Consider the following 18,012-nt stretch of genomic DNA (forward strand, 5'->3'; position numbering starts at 1 on the left):
GATGAAAGCAGTCGGTTATCAGCAATCACTGGCCATTAGCGAGCCGGCGTCGTTATTGGATATCGAGTTAGCCACTCCGGTCGCCGCAGGCCACGATATTTTGGTTAGGGTGGCAGCGGTTTCGGTTAATCCGGTGGATACCAAGATCCGCAAGAGAGTCACGCCCGCCGCCGGTGAATATAAGGTGCTGGGCTGGGATGCCGCCGGTGAAGTGGTCGCGGTAGGTGAGCAGGTTAGCCGCTTTGCGCCCGGTGATCGGGTGTATTATGCCGGGGCATTGCAGCGACAGGGCTCAAACGCCGAATATCAGCTGGTCGATGAACGGATCGTGGGTAAGATGCCAGCGAATCTGAGCTTTGAACAGGCGGCGGCCTTACCGCTTACCGCCCTGACAGCCTGGGAGCTGTTGTTTGATCGCCTCGAGCTGGCGACGCCCAGCTTAAAACATCCAAAGCCGGTATTACTGGTAACAGGTGCGGCCGGTGGTGTCGGCTCTATACTGGTGCAGCTGGCCCGCCAACTGACGACAGTGACGATAGTAGCGACGGCGTCCCGGCCGGAGAGTCAGCTGTGGGTGCAAGAGCTCGGAGCGCACTATGTGGTTAACCACAATCAGCCATTAATACCGCAGCTACAGCAGTTGGGGATCCAGGCGGTCAGCCACGTTGCCAGCCTGACCCAAACTGATCAGCACTATGCTGAGCTGGTGCAGTTGCTGGCGCCACAAGGCAAGCTGGCATTAATTGATGATCCGGTTGGCGGTCTTGATATTATGCCGCTCAAACAAAAGAGTATTTCGCTGCACTGGGAGTTTATGTTCACCCGCTCGCTGTTTAGCACACCGGATCTGCTGACCCAACATCAAATTCTGACCGATCTTAGCCGCCTGATTGAGCAGGGCCAGATTAATACCACGCTCAAGCAGAGCTTCGGCAAGATTAATGCGGAAAATTTAAAGCAGGCGCATGCGCTGTTAGAGAGCGGTAAGGCAATAGGTAAGATTGTGCTGGCCGGGTTTTAAACCTGAGCCTGGTTGGCTCGGGGATGAAAAGTGCATGCCGGGTTTGCTAGCCCGGCATGCGGTCTGCTTAATTTAGATTAATTCAGTTAAATCAGGCGATTTGCTCGCCGTCAAAACTGCTGTAATAGGCTTTTAACAGCACCTTTTCCAGCGCCAGTTTAAAGGCCTGGTTAATCGGGTAGTGTTTATTGCCCAGCTCGTAATCCAATTGGCTGACTTGCTCTTTAATGCTCATCATCATTGGCGGTGGATTAGCGGTCAGCATAATTAAATGTTGCTGATATTTCTCCAGTTTATCCGCTTTAATCACCTTGCAGACCGACAGTGCAGCCTGGCCTTGTTTGTCGCGATAGCCGGCCGCGCCAAACATCCGGCAAATACTGGGTCTTTGCTGATACACAGTACAATGGCCTTGTTTACCATCAAAGGATAAACGCTGATAAAAAAAGCAGCCAGATACCTCTGGTAACTCTTCGAGTTGTGTCAGTGTCTGCTCTGCTTTACCCTGATCAAACAGGTGTAATGCCAGCGGCAACGCTTCCAGCACCGTCGCCTCAATGGTGGTTTGAGTGCAACACTCACCACAACTGTCACGGCAGGTTAGGCCGCTGGCACGTTGATAACCGGAAAAGGTGTCCGCCATTTCGCCATACACAGCCTCAACACGACGCGATAACTCACGCAGTCGTTGCATAAAGACTCCGAACGAAATAACTATTAATGAATTGTAGTCGTGAAACGGCGACTTGCCGCCGGCGCATTTTAGTGTGCCGGATGGCTGCTACGCAATAGGCTGTTGTAAAAATCGTCAGTTGAGGTGCTGTGACCGTGCCGGCTGCAACAGCAAGGCACTGGAGACTAACAGCAAAAAAATAGCCAGATTTAACCACTCGGCAAACCCCGACAGGTAGCGGGTTTGCACAAACAGCAGGCAAAAAGTGCCGAGCGTCGCTTGTAGGGCGTAGCGGGGAGCGGCCTTCAGCTCAGTGGTCAGGCTGATATAGATGGCCTGAATAATAACGATGCTCAGGGTTACGCTGACACTGACGAACAGCAGCTGCAGCTTCAGCGGGCCGCTGGCAAATAAGGGGCTAAAGATCAGTAGCAAGGCTGCCGCAGCAGCCAGCATATTGAGTTGTCTGGCTCTGGAGCCAGCATATTGCAGCAGACTACGGCGGCTAAACAGGGTTAAACAGAGCAGGCAACTGCCGACTGCAATATAGAGAATCACCGGGTTGAGCTCAGGGTAAACCGGCCATAACTGATTAAAAGCCAGCCCGTTTAAAATACCCAATACCAGCGCAAAGCTCAGATAGAAGCCGGCCAGAAAACACAGCGCTGTATTACGCTGTAACCAACTGCAATACAGGGTGGTTAAAACCAGCAACAATAATACGCCACTGAGTAAGGCATCTTCCAACAGCTGTTGCTGCGCCTCGGCCAGTAAGATCGGTAAACTGGCTAGCCTGAGCTCAGTGCCTAGCAAGGAGGCATCCTGAATTTTCAACAATAAGGTTGCGCTGCCATTGGCCTCCAGAGAAATGGATTGTACATAACCCCGTACCGGCAGGGCGCGCTCGCTGTATGGCAACAAACTACCGGTTTTACCCAATAGCTGGGCGCTGGGGATTTCTGGTTGTAATTGGTAAAAGCTGAGGCGATCTGCCGGTAAAAATGGGTAATGTAGCCAGGCTTGCCAGGTTTCTGGAAACGGATTGTTCAGTTGCACCAGCAACCAGAGTGCTTGTTGTGCTGTGACTCTGAGCGTGGCCTTGCCGGCAGGTAAATCATTAAACTGGTGAAACAGCGCCCGGTCCCGCACTAATTCTTCGGCACTGAGTTCCACCGCCGTAATCTGATACTGCACCTGGGGTACCACTATGGAGCGCTGTAACAGTTGCTCTGCCAGAGGCTGCTCAATAGCGTAGCTTTGCTGGCTAAAGACCAGGGCCAGCAGCAGACAGGTGAAACGGCATAACCACAGCAGCAAAAGAAACTCCGGAATAGACGTGCAGATGGCTTGAGCAGCAGGCCAGTTTGCGGATTAATAGGGTGATAATGATAATAAACAGAGGGATCCTAATGTACAAGCATGTTCTGTTACTGTTGTTGGCCTTAGCCTGGCCAGCGTTGGCGGCTGATATTGAGCAGGGCCGGCAAAAAGCCGCGGTCTGCGTGGCCTGTCATGGCGCTGATGGTATAGCGGTGATTGCCGAGTACCCGAATCTGGCTGGTCAGAAAGTGAAATACTTGCAGCTGGCGATTAAAGCCTACCGCGATGGTGAGCGCCGCCATGCGGTGATGTCACCGATGGCAAGCGGACTGTCAGAGCAGGATATCGCCGATATCGCTGCCTTTTACGCCAGCTTACCGCCTGCAGGCAATTCGGCCGCTAAGTAGTCGTTAATTTCGGTCAGAAAGTCGGCGCCATAGCGGCCGAGCTTGGTATAGCCAACGCCGCTTACCGCCAGCATACCAGCATTATCGGTCGGCAGTTTCTGGCACATATCAATCAGGGTGGCGTCGCTGAATACCACAAAGGGCGGCACATCATCGCGCTCAGCGATCCTTTTGCGCAGTGCCCTGAGCCGGGCAAACAGCTGACGGTCATAATTCTGATTGGCCAGTTTCGCCGGGGCTTTCGCCACGCTTTGTAGCCTGGGTACTGCCAGAGATAACTGTTGCTCACCGCGCAGTACCGGCCGCGCTGCCGGTAACAGCCGCAGTACTGAATGATGGCTGATATCCTGTTGTAATAAGCCAAAATGGATCAGCTGACGGAAGATACTCAGCCAATAATCGTGACTCAGTGCTTTGCCCAGGCCCCAGGTCGAGACCTTGTCATGACCAAAATCGAGAATTTTCTGCGTCTGGCCACCGCGTAGTACCTCAATCACATGATGTAAACCGAAATTCTGACCAACCCGGTACACGCAGGATAGCGCTTGTTGCGCCAGCTCGGTGCCATCAAATTGTTGTGGTGGGTTCAGGCAGATATCGCAGTTGCCGCAGGCCTGTTGCCGCGCTTCACCAAAGTAATTCAGCAGTACCAGCCGGCGACAGGTTTGCGCTTCTGCAAAGGCGGCCATCGATAAAAAGCGCTGCCATACCACTTCGGCCCGGCCCGGGTTTTCTTCAGCTTCCAGCCAGCGCTTCATCCGGCCGATATCTGCCGGATCAAACAGCAGCACGGCCTCTGCCGCCACACCATCCCGACCGGCGCGGCCCGTTTCCTGATAATAGGCTTCAATGGTGCGTGGCAATTCAAAATGCACCACAAAACGGATATTCGGCTTATCGACCCCCATGCCAAAGGCCACGGTGGCGACAATCAGGTTGATATCGTCACGCTTGAAGGCATCCTGCACCCGTTGCCGTTCGGTTGAGTCATGGCCGGCGTGGTAGGCCGCGACTTTATAACCCCGTTCCTGCAGTTGCGCGGTCAGTTCATCGACTTTACGCCGGGAGCTACAGTAAATAATACCGCTCTGATTTTCCTGTTGCTTCAGGTAAGCCAATAGTTGTTCCAGCGGGCGGAATTTTTCCTGTACCGTATAGCGGATATTCGGCCGGTCAAAGCTACCACGATGAATATAAGGGTTGCTTAACCCCAGTTGCTGCAGAATATCCTGCTGAGTCGCCGGATCGGCGGTAGCGGTCAGAGCAATAAAGGGCACACCGGGAAAGCGTTGTTTCAGCTGCGACAAGGCCATATAGTCGGGCCGGAAATCATGGCCCCACTGCGAGATACAGTGGGCCTCGTCAATGGCAAACAGGCTGACGCCAACCTCCTGCAAGCGCTCCAGAAAGCTCGGTTGCAGCAAACGCTCGGGTGCGACATACAGCAGTTTCAGTTCGCCATAACGCAGCTGATTCAGCACGTCCAATACCGCTTCCCGGCTCAGACTGCTGTTGACATAGGCTGCGGCAATACCGTTGGCGCGCAGGCTATCGACCTGATCTTTCATCAGCGACATCAGCGGCGATACGACCAGGGTTACGCCGGGCAATTGCAGAGCAGGCAACTGATAACAGAGTGACTTACCGCCGCCGGTGGGCAATAACACAAAGCAATCCCGGCCCTGCAGCACAGCCGAGATAATCTCCTGCTGACCGCTACGCCAGCTGCTGTAACCGAAGCTTTGCTTTAATACTGCCAGCAGTTGTTCTGACACCCGAAATCCACCTCAGAAAAAACGCCTATTGTATGCAGAAAAGCCTGAGTTTTACAGCGGCATTGGCTTTGCAGCGGCCACCTTTGCCGCTACACTGGCAGAAAAGGTCTTACCACTGAGCTGAAAATGACGCCGGAACAACTACTTAACTATATCGCTGCCGCCTTTAACGAAATGCCGTTTAACAAACTACTGGGCCTAACGGTTACCCGCTTTGATGAGGAGGGGGCTGAAGTGCGTTTCCGTTGGTCAGCGCAGCTGGTCGGTAACCCGTTACAGCAAATTCTGCATGGCGGCGTGATTGCCTCGGTACTGGATGTGGCCGGCGGCTTAATGGCCGTTGCCAGTGCCCTGGGACGGGTTAGCAGCGTGGCGCCGGCTGAGCTGGCAGAGCGCTTTGGTAAGATGAGTACCATTGATATTCGTACCGACTATCTGCGGCCCGGTCGTGGTGACGAGTTTATTGCCACGGCGCGGGTGATCCGGGCCGGTAACAAGGTCGCAGTATGCCGCATGGAGCTGCATAACGAGCAAGGCTTGCATATTGCGCTCGGTACCGGCACCTATCTGGTCGGCTAAAGTGCTACAATAGCGCTCAGGTGTTAGTGATAGAGAGGCAAAGATGCTGAGTTGGCTGGATATAATAGCGGTGCTCTGGTTCAGTGTAGTTTGGTCTGGTTATACGCTGTATGCCAAGAAAAGAGCGAAAACGGCGACCTGTTTATCATTTGAAATGCGCCGCAAACGCAATGACTGGATGCAGCAGATGCTGCGCCGGGATAATAAGATGGCCGATGTCGGCTTGATCTCTACTCTGGAGCGCAATGTGTCGTTTTTTGCCTCCAGCTGTTTGCTGATCCTGGCGGGTTTACTGACAGTGCTGACTTCCAGTGAGCGACTCAGTACCATGCTCAGCGGCCTGATCCCGTGGAGTGTGCAGTCGGAAATGCAAATCCAGCTGAAAATCCTGTTATTGGCCTTTATTTATGTGTTTGCTTTTTTCCAGTTTACCTGGTCGTTACGGCAGTATGGTTTTGGCGGCGTGCTGATTGGTGCCGCGCCGGATGGTAAAGCCCTGACGCCGGAAGAGCAACAGCTCTATGCCAACCGCACTGCTAAGGTGATTGATCAGGCCGGACACTCTTTTAACTATGGTTTAAGAGCGATTTATTTTTCGCTCGCGGCCCTGACCTGGTTTATTGATGCCGCTTTGTTTATGGTGGTTACGGTGCTGGTGCTGCTGATCCTGAAACACCGCGAGTTTCATTCCAAGATCCTAAAAGCCTTGCAGGAGTGTTAATCCTGGCAGGTTGGATTTTGTTCGTCTGATGGTGTTTCGAGCGTGAAACGAGCTGGGCGTTAGCACAGTACCCGGCTGCGTGATAGAGCCGCCGGGTGTGTTAAGTTATGTTACGGGTTTTCAAAGGCTTTAATTACCCGCACTACACCTTCGACATTACGGGCAATATCCACAGCGCGATCGGCCTCAGCGCCACCAACTAACCCCATCAGAAACACTTCCTGGTTTTCGGTGACCACGCGAATATTCAGGCCGCTGACCCGCTCATCTGCCAGCAACTGTGTTTTTACCTTAGTCGCAATCCAGCTATCGCGGGTGCGGGTGGTCATGGAGGTATTGTTGCCCAGCCGGATTTGGTTATGCACCACCTTTACGCTCGGAATATCCTGCACCAGACGCTGCGCCTGCTCTTTAATTTGTTCGCTGCGGGTCTGCCCGGTAAGCAATACCACGCCGTTATAGCTGGTGATATTAATATTGCTGCCTTTGGCGGTCAGCTGATCGTCACTCAGCGCCCGGCGCGCCTTAATCACTATGCTATTATCGTCAATCTGTGAACCCAGGGTGCGTCTGTCATGGGCTGAGGTCACCGCAGTAGCGCCTCCGGCAACAACGGCAGCAGCACAGCCTTGTAGTACTAACAATGCAGCCAGTAACGGTAATAATTTAGCCATCAGAACTCTCCTTGCTGTGGAAACAGCGTCATATCAATTAATTCGCAGACACAATGTAACAGGAAGGTGTAACACTCCACTACCCGCGCCGGGCGATGCGCCGGCACCTTTAATTCCACATCCTGCTGATTAAGCAAACCGGATAACTCGCTGCTGTTATCCACGGTCAGCGCGATCACTTTCATATCTTTGGTTAAGGCTGCTTCGGTAGCCCGGATCAGGCTTTGCTCAGCGCCGTTGAGTGAAATCACCACCAACACATCCGCCGCTTGCCCCAGGGCGCGCACCTGACGCGCCAGATAATCATGGTTTTGCTGGTTACCCGGTTGCAAGCTGGATGCATCCGCCTGCAAGGCAAAGGCCGGCAGGCAAGGGCGTTCGGTTTCAAACTGATCTAACAATAATTGGGCGAAATGGCTGGCCAGGCTGCGGGAGGCACCCTCGCCACAGCAAATTACCTTGCCGCCATTAATCAGAGCGTCCACCAACAGTAAAGCACTGCTTTCAATCGGGCCGGCCAGCGCCTCGCTGGTGGCAATCATGGTTTGGATATTTTCACTAAACAGATGTCTGATATGTTCCTGCATCCTGATTCCTGTTAACTAAAGGCATTTTGCAGCCACTGGTATTGGTATGGCGCCGGGCCTTGCACGGCTAAGACATCGATCCGGCAAGGTTGTTCACTTAAACGGTGTAATTGACAATACCACTGTACCGCACGGCGGACCTTTTGTTGTTTGCTATAGGTTACGGCTGCCAGGGCGCCACCAAAGGCTTGGCTGGCCCGGTATTTTACTTCAACAAAGACCCAGCAGGAGCCTTGCCGCATCACCAGGTCAATTTCGCCGGCTTTGCACTGAAAGTTCTGTGCCACCAGTTGTAACCCCTGCTGTTGCAGGTTACTGGCGGCCAGTTGCTCGTAGTAGGCTCCCTGCTGCTGATTCAAGGTGTTTAAGGCTCCTGCACCGCAACCAGACGGTTGCTTTGGTAGCTGGCCCAGCTGAGTTGCCGGCTGATGCTGCCGTCACTCAGCACGCTGAGGCGGCCGGTAAAGCCGGGGAAGCTTAAAGACGGTAATTGCTGTTGCTGTTTCAGGCTGCCCACCAGCTGGTAGGCGTCAAAGCCCATCGCAAATAAGCGTTGCAGGCTTTCATCCTGCTCCGGAAATAGCTGCAGGTACTGCTCGCGTACCGCCAGAATATGTTGCTCACCCAGTAACCAGGGCGTTTCAGTAAAGGTCAGGCCATTTAAATCACGCAGATCATTGGCATCACCGCCAACGGTATAGCTGCGGGAGCTGGCGTAAATCGGTAAGCGTGGGCCATGCTGGCTGACGGAGACGTCCAGAAAGGGTTTAAACATCCGGGTTTGTACCGGATCGGCAATCAGATAAATGGCGTCAATATCGCGCCGGCTGTGCGGTTCGCTTTCGACCTTGCCGCTGATCAGGCCTGAGATCTGACGAATACGCTCGCGGCTGGCGTCGGTTTCTAACAGCCGGGTGACCAGCGCTTCCAGCTCGTCACGGGCAGTAAATTCGTAATTTTCCGGTGCCGCAAAGCCAAGTTGTTGCCACTGCCGGCTAAACTGCTGCAGCATACGCTGGCTAATGGCATTGCGGGCACTGATCACAACTGGCCGTTGATAATTTTTACGGGCGAATAGCTGTGCCATCTGTGAGGCTTCATCTTCCATATTCAGCGCAAAGTAAAAACGATCAGCCTGAGGCTGCCGGCTGCTGTCGCGGCTGTTCAAAAACAGCGTCGGGTAACGCCAGTCCTGTAGTTGGCTGATGGCATCAACCTGATCCCGCAATAGTGGCCCTATGACAAAATCGACACCCGCAGTGGCAAGTTGTTGCTGCAGCGCTGCCATCGGTTGCTGGCTATCAAAAAACAGTAATTGGCGCTCAGAGGTCTGGTTCTGAGCCGCAGCGGCTAACAAGCCATATTGAATGGCCCGGGCCGGCTGACTGAACTGGCCGCTAAAAGGCAGTAATACCGCAATCTTGCGCGGTTGATAGGGCTCTAACGCCAGTTGCTGTTGTAAATTCGCCGGTAGCTCGCGCAGTGACGGCAGCTGCGGATAGCGCTGCTGCCAATCGGCCAGTGCAAATTGCAGTTGCTGCGGCGCTCCCAGGTAGTTGCGTACCAGCTCCAGCAAATTCAGCCAGCCGAGACTGCGTTGACTGGCGCCTACTTTCAGGTTGTTCAGCTCGGTATTATCCAGATTACTGAGCTGCTGCCAGAGTTGCGCCTGTAACTCCGGATAACCGGGTTCAGCCTGGCGGCTGTCGGCTAGCAGTTGATCCAATTGCAGTAAGGCACGGGCAGCAGCATAGCTGCGGCCCAATTGCTGATACAGGCTGGCGCTGGCCCACAAAAATGCCGGCCAATCTGCCAGCGGCAGCTGAGCCGGATTGGTATTCTGGACTAAACGTTCAGCCAGACTCAGTTCGCTATGTGCCAGATAGGCTTGCAATAATGGTAATTGATTCGCCGAGCGGATAGCGGTTGTTTCGCTCAGCTGCAGGCTATCGCTGATGGCCAGTGCCAGTTCGGCATTTTGCTCTGCCAGGGCCTGGCGTGAGGCACGTAGCAGTAGGCGTTGCTGCCGTTCGCCGTTTTCGCTGGCTGCTTGCTGTAATAGCGACTCGGCGCTATCTGCACTCGGCGTTACCGAGGGGGCAGGCTTAGTCGGTGCGACAACTTGCGGACGCTCGACAGCGCTGACTTCCAGTTCAGATGGGGCCGGTGTTTGCGCGCAGCTGCTTAAAAGTGTGGCGCAGGACAACAGGAATACAGGCTTCAGTTTGCTGGTTTTCACAATGCACAGTACCATAAGGTGTTAATAGTGGTATCTTACTGACACTACCCGTTAAGCTCAATGAAATAGCGACTTATGACTAAACAAATCGGCTCACTTTATGTTGTAGCCACGCCAATCGGCAATCTGGACGATATCAGCCAACGCGCAATCTGCACCTTACAGCAGGTTAGCTGTATCGCCGCTGAAGATACCCGCCACAGTGGTAAGCTGTTACAGCATCTGGGAATTAGCAACCGTTTATTCGCCTTGCATGACCATAACGAGAAACAGCGCGCCGCCAGCATTATTGAAAAATGCCTGGCGGGTGAAGAGGTGGCACTGATTTCCGATGCCGGTACACCGCTGATCAGCGACCCGGGCTACAGTCTGGTACGGCAGTGTCGGGATGCCGGTGTGCCGGTAGTACCTATCCCCGGGCCTTGTGCACTTATCACCGCACTCTGCGCTGCCGGCCTGCCTACCGATAAGTTTCAGTTTATCGGTTTTTTAGCACCGAAATCGACGCAACGGCAAAACCAGTTAGCCGAGGTACCCGCCGCCGGTGGCACCATTATTTGTTATGACACAGCGCGACGCATTCTGGATACGCTGCAAGATGTGGTCGCGGTGTTCGGGGCCGAGCGTCAACTGGTGCTGGCAAAAGAACTAACAAAAACCTTTGAGCATTTTGCCTGTGGCACTGCAGCAGAGATCAGTAGCTGGCTGACGGAGGATCCGCAGCGCTGCCAGGGCGAAATGGTGCTGATGATTGCACCGGCACCAGCGAAAGCCGATGAGGCGGTCAGTGAGGAAGTGCAACGTACGCTAAAAATCCTGCTCGCTGAGTTGCCGCTGAAGCAGGCAGCCGCGCTGGCGGCACAAATTCATAACGAAAAGAAAAATGCGCTCTATCAGTTGGCGCTGAGTTGGCAAACAGATTAGCGTTAGCCCTTAACGCGATTCTCGCGTATAATCCACCACGGAGTCGGCCAGGGCAATCGCTGCTTGCGCAAGCAAGGGGAGGAAAGTCCGGGCTCCACAGGGCAGGGTGCCAGGTAACGCCTGGGAGGCGCGAGCCTACGACCAGTGCAACAGAGAGCAAACCGCCGATGGCCCAGCTGTTTACAGTTGGGATCAGGTAAGGGTGAAAGGGTGCGGTAAGAGCGCACCGCGCGACTGGTAACAGTTCGTGGCACGGTAAACTCCACCCGGAGCAAGATCAAATAGGCCCCCTATGGCGCGGCCCGCGTTGGGGGCGGGTAGATTGCTGGAGGCTTAGGGTGACCTAAGTCCTAGAGGAATGATTGCCACTCTGGCAACAGAGCACAGAACCCGGCTTACCGGCTGACTCCACATCTCAAAAAAAGCCCGCGCAAGTTGCGCGGGCTTTTAGCATTTAAGCTGCATTACATAAATTTGTATTCCAGCAACAAGGTATAGGCACGACCCCGTGGGTCGGCAATCCGTGGTTCCCAGGCGGCACCGGCAGCAAAGTCGTTCTGATGCGCGGTAAACGGTGGGTCCTGATCAAACAGGTTTTTGATGCCGAAGGTAAAGCTCAGGTTATCAAAACCACTGTAGGTCATGCTGTAGTTATAGGTGGTATAACTACTGACATTTGGATTCCAGCCACTTGGAATATAGCTACCATTACGCACACTAACCGGTAACTCATCTTTGTAGCCATCGCGGTAGATCTGGGTCAGGTTATGGGTCCAGTCACCCTTCACATAGCTCAGATTCAGCGTATGTTTCCACTTAATCGGTAAGTTAAAGTAACGTACATACTCGCCAACCAGGTTATCGCTATAGGGCAGAATTTCCAGCCCTTTAGTTTTAAAGGTATCAATATAACTTCCGTTCAGGTTCAGGCGCCATTTGCCATTAGCGAAATCACCGGTCAGGTTAGCATCAATTTCAATACCACGGGTCAGGGTGCCGCCTGAGTTAATAAAACGGCGGTCGATGGCGACGATCTGGCCATTACTATCCCGGATCCAGTTTGACTGGAATACCTCGTAGTTGTTGATCAGCACATCCCGTGGTGCAGAGCGAATGGTATCGGTACGTTCAATTTCCCACCAGTCCACGCTAAAGTTAAAGTTATCAAAGGGCGCAACCACCACACCGAAACTCTTCTGCTCTGATTCTTCCGGTTTCAGGTCTGGCTTACCACCAAAAATCTCCACCGGCCGGATCGAGGCACAACCCGGAATGGTCTCACTGGCGACTGCGCCCGGACAAGTTGCCGGGTCAGCCAGATCTAAGCCGGTATACTGCGACTCGGTATTACCGTTAAATAACTGGTTAAAGGAAGGCACTTTAAAGCCGGTACTAAAGGCACCGCGGATCATCACTTCTTCTATCGGGCGATAGTTAAAGCTGATTTTCGGGTTAGTGGTGCTACCAAAGCCATCATACTTGTCGTAACGACCGGCCAGGCTGATATCCAGACTGTCCAGCAGTGGCACATAGAACTCGACAAACACGGCCTTAATATCGCGGCTGACTTTATCCAGCACGTTGGCGTTATCGAAAGGCGCGTTAAAGATCGGCCGCATCTGTGAGCGTTGGTCACCGTTAAACTTAAACTCCTCGCGGCGTAAGTCGGTACCGATCGCAGCCTGAATTTCACCACCTGGTAGTTCGAAACCTAAACCGCCAGTAAAGGTCGCATCCAGCTGTGTCATCAGTGACTCACCGTCATACAAGCGTACACCGTCAGCAGACGCGGCTTGTAAGGCTGCCATACCGGCATCAGACTGGCGTTGTCCCGGCAACAGGAAAGGGTTGATTAAACCGCTACCCAGTACCTGCTGTAAAGCATCAGTGTAATGATAGCCGCTGGCCAGCACCGAGTTGGAGGTACTGGAGGCGCGGGATAAGCCGACGGCATAGTCCCAGTCAAAAGCACTAATAATGCCTTCGAATGCAGCATTAATGCGGTAAGATTTGGTTTCGGTATCAATCTGCCGTGGTCCGCATGCCATACAGCGCCAACGGTAGGCAATAGGTTCGCCATAGTTTAGTTGGCTGGTGCCAAAGTAGTTTGCCAGTGCGGTATAAATTAAGTTATACGATGCCCCTGTTACCGGATACCAGGTGCTCCGGTTAAAAACGGCACCCGGAGAGATTTGGTTGGGTTCAAACGCCTTGCTGACATCAACTTTTGAGCCAACAAACTCAAAGTACGCCATATGCTCATCACTAAGCTTGAAAGAAGCCCGGCTGATAAAATCCAGACTATCCATTGGCTGCTGGATCCGCGCGGCGGCAGGATAATCCCAGGCACAGGCATAACGTGACGAAATCGAACTCCAGAGCCGCTCATCATAAGGGCCCATATTCGGACCGCCATTTTCACAACCTAAACCGCCTGGTAAATCCAGAATGTTAATGGCAATCATATTCAGGCCATCACGTGGATCGCGTAAACCGGTACCGATCAGGTTGCGTTCTGCCGCCGGCCGGTTAAATACTGTTGCAAAAGGGGTACCGCGGGTATCGGGTGATAAACCACGCTCCGGCTGGAAAGTATTGGAGAAAGCACGATCGGTACCCTCCAGCGTCTCATTTTTCTTGTAGCTCAGAGTACCAAACACGTTCCAGCCATCTTTATTAATATCACCGGCACCGAGTAACAGGTTAGTACGATAGATATTACCGCCACCGGCTTCAGTCGTATCGGCAAAGGCCGAAACTTCAGCGCCGGTATAATCTTTCTTGGTGATAAAGTTGATAACACCACCGATGGCATCGGTACCGTACATGGCAGAAGCACCATCACGCAGTACTTCAACCCGTTCCAGCGCTGCAAAAGGGATTGAATTCAAATCTACTGCCCGACCTTTTAACCCGTGCGTTGCCACCCGGCGGCCGTTTAACAGCACCAGTGTCGCATCTGCGCCCTGACCACGCAGGTTGGCACCGGATACACCATTATTACCGCGCTGCTCTTCTGAGACGATACCGCCATTACTGGCCAGGTTATCTGACGCGTTACCGGCGATATTCAGCTGCATTAATAGCTGTTCTGCGGAGGTAATACCCTGAGCATCGATTTCCGCTTTGCTAAATACGGTCAGCGGCAGCGAACCTTCGATATTGGTTCTTTTAATGCTGGAACCGGTAACCCGGATCCGTTCTACTTTTGCATCCTCGGCGTCCGGAACTGCTGTGTCCTGCGCCATGACGACTGATGAGCCCAAGCCGGCAAGGGCAATGGACTGAATGAGCCTGTTCAACTTCATTGCAATCTCTCCTGGATATTACACCCTTTATAATTATTTCATCGTTACGCTGCTTAGCCGTGCGGCGCTGTGCAGGGATGTAGATTTTCTGCACAAAATTAACATAGCAATCTTTTGTTGGTTTTGAAAATAATTTATGCTAAAAAATAACAAATTCAGGAATATTTCATTCCGACGGAGTCTGGGTTGAACAGAATACTGGCTGTAAGCACCTGTTTTTGGCTGATGATGCTGCCATTATTGTTGCCGGGTAGTGGCCGTGCCCAAACCCCGGACTGGCAGTCTGACATTCCGCTACTACAGCAACAGCATCTAAGCGCAGACTACTGGCTGACGAAACTGCCAGAAGCTCAGCAACTACTGCTCGACGCGCAACAAATCCAGGCTTTTAATCAGCGCACCTTTGCCGTGCAGCCAGAAATGCAACCCATCGCCGAAATCCCGCTTAGTCATTCCCGCGAGCAGTTGTTAGAGCGGTTGAATAAGGTTAGCAGTATTCCGGGCAGTGCGCGCTTTTTTGCCGATGGCCGGGCGCTGGTTGAAGCAGATTGGTTGCCACTGCAAGCTGCTCTGAATCGCGATGGCATTGCTGAGATTAATCCGACGCGGTTTGCCCTGGTCACCCGACGCAGCTTGCTGTTAGCCTTTCCGACGAAACTGCGGATCTTTAATGACGCCATGGCGCTGGATTTAAACCGCCTGCAGGAAACTGCCGTCTTCGTCGGTGAGCCGCTGGCGGTGTTACACCAAACCGCGGACCAGCAATGGTCACTGGTTCAGAACTATCATTACACCGGCTGGGTAGAAACCTCAGCGCTCGCGATCGGCGAAAGGCAACAGGTATTAGCCTATGCTGCAGCTGAACCCTTTCTGGTAATCACCGGCGCCAGAGCGCACACTAATTTCAACCCAGAGCTGGCCGCTATTTCTGAGCTGCAACTGGATATGGGGGTGCGGCTACCGCTACTAACTGCCGCCAGTCAGGGGCACAGTATTTATGGCCAGAATCCGCATGCCAGCTATATTGTACAGCTACCCATACGGGGCGCGGATGGCAACCTAGAGCTGGTGCCAGCCTTGATTGCGCGCAACCAGGACGTGTCGGTGGGCTACCTGCCATACACCACAGAGCAGCTGCTGCGCCAGGCGTTTAAATACCTCGGGCAGCGATATGGCTGGGGCTATGACTATAACAGTGTTGATTGTACCGGCTTGCTGGTCGATGTGTTCCGTACCTTTGGTCTGCTGATGCCGCGTAATTCCGGTGAGCAAGGTTATGGAGACTTTGGGCAAAACCGGCGTTTTGCCGAAGATTTACCGGTGGCGGACAAATTGGCGTTGCTAAAGTCAGCACAGGTCGGTGATTTGCTGTATCGCCCCGGCCATGTGATGATCTATCTGGGCGAAAGTGGCGGTGAGCCCTTTGTGCTGCATTCGGTATTTGATCTGGCCTATTACCAACAGGATGGTCGTTTTTATCGCGGTACCTTGAACGGAGTGGCTGTAACACCCCTGACTCCGCTTTATCTGACAGCAGAGCAGAGTTATCTGCACCGGCTGTATAATATTAAATCGCTGCGTTAACCGAGGTGCGCATGAAAATTACCGATATCCGGCTGGGCATGCTACGGGTGCCGCTAAAGACGCCATTCAAAACGGCATTGCGGACAGTGAATCAGATTGAAGATGTGGTGGTGGTGGTAGAAACCGATACCGGCCATCTGGGCTATGGAGAGGCACCGGCAACGGCGGTGATCACCGGTGATATTCATGGCTCCATCATCGAAGCGATCCGTACCGTAATCAAACCCAAGCTGTTGGGGCAGGAGATTAGTGATTTAAATCATATTATCCGGCTGATCCAAGGCTGTATTATGAAAAATTACAGCGCCAAGGCGGCTGTTGAGATGGCGGTGTATGATTTGTTCGCGCAATCCTATCAGGCGCCACTGTATAAGGTGCTCGGCGGTGGCGTGCCGCGGCTGACCACCGACATTACCATCAGTGTCGATTATATCGATAAGATGGTCGCAGATTCACTGGATGCGGTCGCCAATGGCTTTGAAACCCTGAAAGTTAAGGTGGGTAAGGATATCGGCGTCGATATAGAGCGGGTAAAAGCTATTTATAATGCAGTGGCTGGCAAAGCTTTGATCCGGCTGGATGCCAATCAGGGCTGGACTGCCAAAGAAGCCGTTTATGCGCTGCATAAGCTGGAAGATGCCGGGGTGCGGTTAGAGCTGGTGGAGCAACCGGTGAAATACTACGATCTGGAAGGGCTAAAATATATTACCGAGCGGGTTCATACGCCGGTGATGGCCGATGAAAGCAGCTTTGGCCCGCGCGAGGTGATTGAGCTTATCAAGATGCGGGCCGCCGATATCATCAATATAAAGCTGATGAAAACCGGTGGTATTTCCAACGCCATTAAGATCGCCGATATTTGCTCCTTCTACGATATGCAGTGCATGATCGGTTGTATGCTGGAGAGCAGTATCAGTGTCGCAGCGGCGGTGCATGTTGCGGTGGCGAAAGCGGATGTGATTACCAAGGTCGACCTGGATGGGCCCTCGCTCTGTGCCTTTAATCCGGTGCATTGCAGTGTGAACTTTAACGGCCCGGATATCACCATAGGTGAGGCGCCGGGTCTGGGCGTCACTGCGATTGATGGCCTGGAGTGGTTAAACTAACTCTTTTCCAGCAACGCCAGCAGCTTATTATGCTCAGTAATATGCTGGCGGTAACTGGGGCTTTGGCAAAGTAACAAATAGAGTAAATGACACAGATGCTGCTGTGCTTGCTGGGTGACCAGCCGCGCCAAATGTTCATCGGTTTCGGTATCCAATGTAAATAAGGTCACGTCAGCCACCGCACTTTGCGCACTGGTTTGAAAACGGGTCAGGGAGATGATCTGCAATTGCCGGCGTTTGGCATATTTCTCCAGCCGCAGTAAATCCGCATTCTCACCACTATCAGAAATCAGCAGTACGATACTGCCCTCGGGCAGGGTGCGGGCCAATTGTAAACTGACCGCCGGATCACTGTGAAACAGCGCCAGTTTACCCAGCTCCAGTAAGCGGCTTTGCATATCAGCCGCGACTACCGCGGAATGCGCACTGCCAGCCAACAGAATTTGCCGTGCTTGTTGTAGCAACTTGGCCGCTTGCTGCAGCCGGCTTTCCGGGTTGATGGTCAGCAAGCCGCGCAGGCCTTGCCATAAACTCTGCTGCAGTTGCTCTGCTAACTGCGCCAGGCCACTAAGTTCAGCATTATTTTCCGGTGCTTCCCGTTGCAGGGTGGTGGCAGTGACCACCGCTTCCGTGATCGCCAGCTTTAGATCGGGGTAGCCTTTATAACCCAGTTTCTGGCAAAATTTCACCACGCTGGACTGGCTGATCCCAACCGCATCCGCCAGTTGCTGTGACGAATAGTCGCGTAACAGGTTGGAGTTATCCAGAATAAAGTCTGCCAACTTACGCTCGCTGGCAGAAAGTTGGTCTAACATTCCTTTTATTTTCAACAGACTAAGCATCGGATGGCGCCTCATAATGTGCTGGCCAGTCTGGACAGAGGTTTTATATTGAATAATTTATTCCGCAATAGCAAGTTTCACTATTCCGTTGCCGCAGCGATTTAATTTCCCACTAAATCATTTACTTCCTCCAAGCCGCGAAATTAGCGGGATCTTATTCGATCTGTGATGCTGTTTTTACCTTGACAGGTGCCGAAGTGGCACCCTAAACTGTCTCATTGTGGGGATAAGTGGGTAATTGTGGATCATTTT

At 53.0% G+C, this 18,012-nt stretch carries 16 protein-coding genes and 1 other RNA gene; 8 read left to right on the forward strand and 9 right to left on the reverse strand.

Annotated features, from left to right (window positions below):
- Position 1 precedes the first annotated feature (1 nt).
- Positions 2 to 1,021 carry a zinc-binding alcohol dehydrogenase family protein gene (locus tag AEST_RS01970; protein ID WP_008606692.1) on the forward strand — a complete coding sequence of 340 codons (1,020 nt, stop codon included), beginning with the start codon at positions 2 to 4 and terminating at the stop codon, positions 1,019 to 1,021.
- A gap of 91 nt (positions 1,022 to 1,112) precedes the next feature.
- Here AEST_RS01970 and AEST_RS01975 read toward each other — a convergent pair whose 3' ends face one another.
- Entirely contained in the window at positions 1,113 to 1,715 is a 603-nt protein-coding gene (locus tag AEST_RS01975; protein ID WP_008606693.1) for a YkgJ family cysteine cluster protein, read from the reverse strand.
- A gap of 114 nt (positions 1,716 to 1,829) precedes the next feature.
- A complete protein-coding gene (locus AEST_RS01980) occupies positions 1,830 to 3,011 on the reverse strand; it encodes a 7TMR-DISMED2 domain-containing protein (RefSeq protein WP_008606694.1) in 1,182 nt (393 codons plus the stop codon).
- A gap of 92 nt (positions 3,012 to 3,103) precedes the next feature.
- On the opposite strand from AEST_RS01980, the gene AEST_RS01985 reads away from it, so the two are divergent.
- Positions 3,104 to 3,421 carry a c-type cytochrome gene (locus tag AEST_RS01985; protein ID WP_008606695.1) on the forward strand — a complete coding sequence of 106 codons (318 nt, stop codon included), beginning with the start codon at positions 3,104 to 3,106 and terminating at the stop codon, positions 3,419 to 3,421.
- Here AEST_RS01985 and recQ read toward each other — a convergent pair.
- Positions 3,379 to 5,196, reverse strand: coding sequence for a DNA helicase RecQ (gene recQ, locus AEST_RS01990; protein ID WP_008606696.1), 1,818 nt, complete (start codon positions 5,194 to 5,196; stop codon positions 3,379 to 3,381). The genes AEST_RS01985 and recQ overlap by 43 nt on opposite strands.
- 126 nt (positions 5,197 to 5,322) lie before the next feature.
- Here recQ and AEST_RS01995 point away from each other — a divergent pair, with 126 nt between their 5' ends.
- The gene (locus AEST_RS01995; protein WP_008606697.1) at positions 5,323 to 5,775 is read left to right on the forward strand and encodes a thioesterase family protein; all 453 of its coding nucleotides are present in this window, start codon (positions 5,323 to 5,325) and stop codon (positions 5,773 to 5,775) included.
- Between the two features lie 43 nt (positions 5,776 to 5,818).
- Positions 5,819 to 6,496, forward strand: coding sequence for a DUF599 domain-containing protein (locus AEST_RS02000; protein WP_008606698.1), 678 nt, complete (start codon positions 5,819 to 5,821; stop codon positions 6,494 to 6,496).
- Positions 6,497 to 6,606: 110 nt separating this feature from the next.
- On the opposite strand, the gene dolP is transcribed toward AEST_RS02000, so the two are convergent.
- The 4 genes from dolP to AEST_RS02020 are packed head-to-tail and all read right to left on the reverse strand — an operon-like array spanning position 6,607 to position 9,996.
- Complete coding sequence (dolP, locus tag AEST_RS02005) at positions 6,607 to 7,170, reverse strand: division/outer membrane stress-associated lipid-binding lipoprotein (protein ID WP_008606699.1); 564 nt, start codon at positions 7,168 to 7,170, stop codon at positions 6,607 to 6,609.
- Positions 7,170 to 7,757 (reverse strand): SIS domain-containing protein, encoded by a 588-nt coding sequence (locus AEST_RS02010; RefSeq protein WP_008606700.1) that lies wholly within the window; start codon positions 7,755 to 7,757, stop codon positions 7,170 to 7,172. The genes dolP and AEST_RS02010 overlap by 1 nt, the downstream gene beginning before the upstream one ends.
- Positions 7,758 to 7,768: 11 nt before the next feature.
- On the reverse strand, positions 7,769 to 8,116 hold the full coding sequence (locus AEST_RS02015) for a YraN family protein (RefSeq protein WP_008606705.1): 348 nt from the start codon (positions 8,114 to 8,116) through the stop codon (positions 7,769 to 7,771).
- Between the two features lie 5 nt (positions 8,117 to 8,121).
- Complete coding sequence (locus AEST_RS02020; protein WP_008606706.1) at positions 8,122 to 9,996, reverse strand: penicillin-binding protein activator; 1,875 nt, start codon at positions 9,994 to 9,996, stop codon at positions 8,122 to 8,124.
- A gap of 75 nt (positions 9,997 to 10,071) precedes the next feature.
- Here AEST_RS02020 and rsmI point away from each other — a divergent pair, with 75 nt between their 5' ends.
- Together rsmI and rnpB are read left to right on the forward strand one after the other, a co-directional pair.
- Positions 10,072 to 10,920, forward strand: coding sequence for a 16S rRNA (cytidine(1402)-2'-O)-methyltransferase (rsmI, locus tag AEST_RS02025; protein ID WP_008606707.1), 849 nt, complete (start codon positions 10,072 to 10,074; stop codon positions 10,918 to 10,920).
- A gap of 39 nt (positions 10,921 to 10,959) precedes the next feature.
- An RNA gene (gene rnpB / locus AEST_RS16785) (RNase P RNA component class A) lies at positions 10,960 to 11,334 on the forward strand.
- 50 nt (positions 11,335 to 11,384) lie between these two features.
- On the opposite strand, the gene AEST_RS02030 is transcribed toward rnpB, so the two are convergent.
- On the reverse strand, positions 11,385 to 14,228 hold the full coding sequence (locus tag AEST_RS02030; RefSeq protein ID WP_008606708.1) for a TonB-dependent receptor: 2,844 nt from the start codon (positions 14,226 to 14,228) through the stop codon (positions 11,385 to 11,387).
- Between the two features lie 186 nt (positions 14,229 to 14,414).
- Between AEST_RS02030 and AEST_RS02035 the strand changes: the two genes are divergently transcribed.
- Both AEST_RS02035 and AEST_RS02040 read left to right on the forward strand, forming a co-directional pair.
- Entirely contained in the window at positions 14,415 to 15,812 is a 1,398-nt protein-coding gene (locus tag AEST_RS02035) for an SH3 domain-containing protein (RefSeq protein ID WP_008606709.1), read from the forward strand.
- Between the two features lie 11 nt (positions 15,813 to 15,823).
- Complete coding sequence (locus AEST_RS02040; RefSeq protein ID WP_008606711.1) at positions 15,824 to 16,918, forward strand: dipeptide epimerase; 1,095 nt, start codon at positions 15,824 to 15,826, stop codon at positions 16,916 to 16,918.
- On the opposite strand, the gene AEST_RS02045 is transcribed toward AEST_RS02040, so the two are convergent.
- Positions 16,915 to 17,775, reverse strand: a complete 861-nt coding sequence (locus tag AEST_RS02045; RefSeq protein ID WP_338009701.1) for a MurR/RpiR family transcriptional regulator — start codon at positions 17,773 to 17,775, stop codon at positions 16,915 to 16,917. The two genes, AEST_RS02040 and AEST_RS02045, sit on opposite strands and share 4 nt — an antisense overlap.
- Positions 17,776 to 18,012: the final 237 nt, after the last annotated feature.

The organism is Alishewanella aestuarii B11, assembly GCF_000280055.1.
Classification (GTDB): domain Bacteria; phylum Pseudomonadota; class Gammaproteobacteria; order Enterobacterales; family Alteromonadaceae; genus Alishewanella; species Alishewanella aestuarii.

Excerpts from the sequence above, each read along its gene's own strand:
- AEST_RS01995 (WP_008606697.1), top strand. The coding sequence starts at position 5,323 with ATGACGCCGGAACAACTACTTAACTATATCGCTGCCGCCTTTAACGAA.
- AEST_RS02010 (WP_008606700.1), bottom strand. The coding sequence starts at position 7,757 with ATGCAGGAACATATCAGACATCTGTTTAGTGAAAATATCCAAACCATG.
- AEST_RS01975 (WP_008606693.1), bottom strand. The coding sequence starts at position 1,715 with ATGCAACGACTGCGTGAGTTATCGCGTCGTGTTGAGGCTGTGTATGGC.
- AEST_RS01985 (WP_008606695.1), top strand. The coding sequence starts at position 3,104 with ATGTACAAGCATGTTCTGTTACTGTTGTTGGCCTTAGCCTGGCCAGCG.
- AEST_RS02040 (WP_008606711.1), top strand. The coding sequence starts at position 15,824 with ATGAAAATTACCGATATCCGGCTGGGCATGCTACGGGTGCCGCTAAAG.
- AEST_RS02045 (WP_338009701.1), bottom strand. The coding sequence starts at position 17,775 with ATGAGGCGCCATCCGATGCTTAGTCTGTTGAAAATAAAAGGAATGTTA.
- rsmI (WP_008606707.1), top strand. The coding sequence starts at position 10,072 with ATGACTAAACAAATCGGCTCACTTTATGTTGTAGCCACGCCAATCGGC.
- AEST_RS02030 (WP_008606708.1), bottom strand. The coding sequence starts at position 14,228 with ATGAAGTTGAACAGGCTCATTCAGTCCATTGCCCTTGCCGGCTTGGGC.
- dolP (WP_008606699.1), bottom strand. The coding sequence starts at position 7,170 with ATGGCTAAATTATTACCGTTACTGGCTGCATTGTTAGTACTACAAGGC.
- AEST_RS01970 (WP_008606692.1), top strand. The coding sequence starts at position 2 with ATGAAAGCAGTCGGTTATCAGCAATCACTGGCCATTAGCGAGCCGGCG.
- AEST_RS02000 (WP_008606698.1), top strand. The coding sequence starts at position 5,819 with ATGCTGAGTTGGCTGGATATAATAGCGGTGCTCTGGTTCAGTGTAGTT.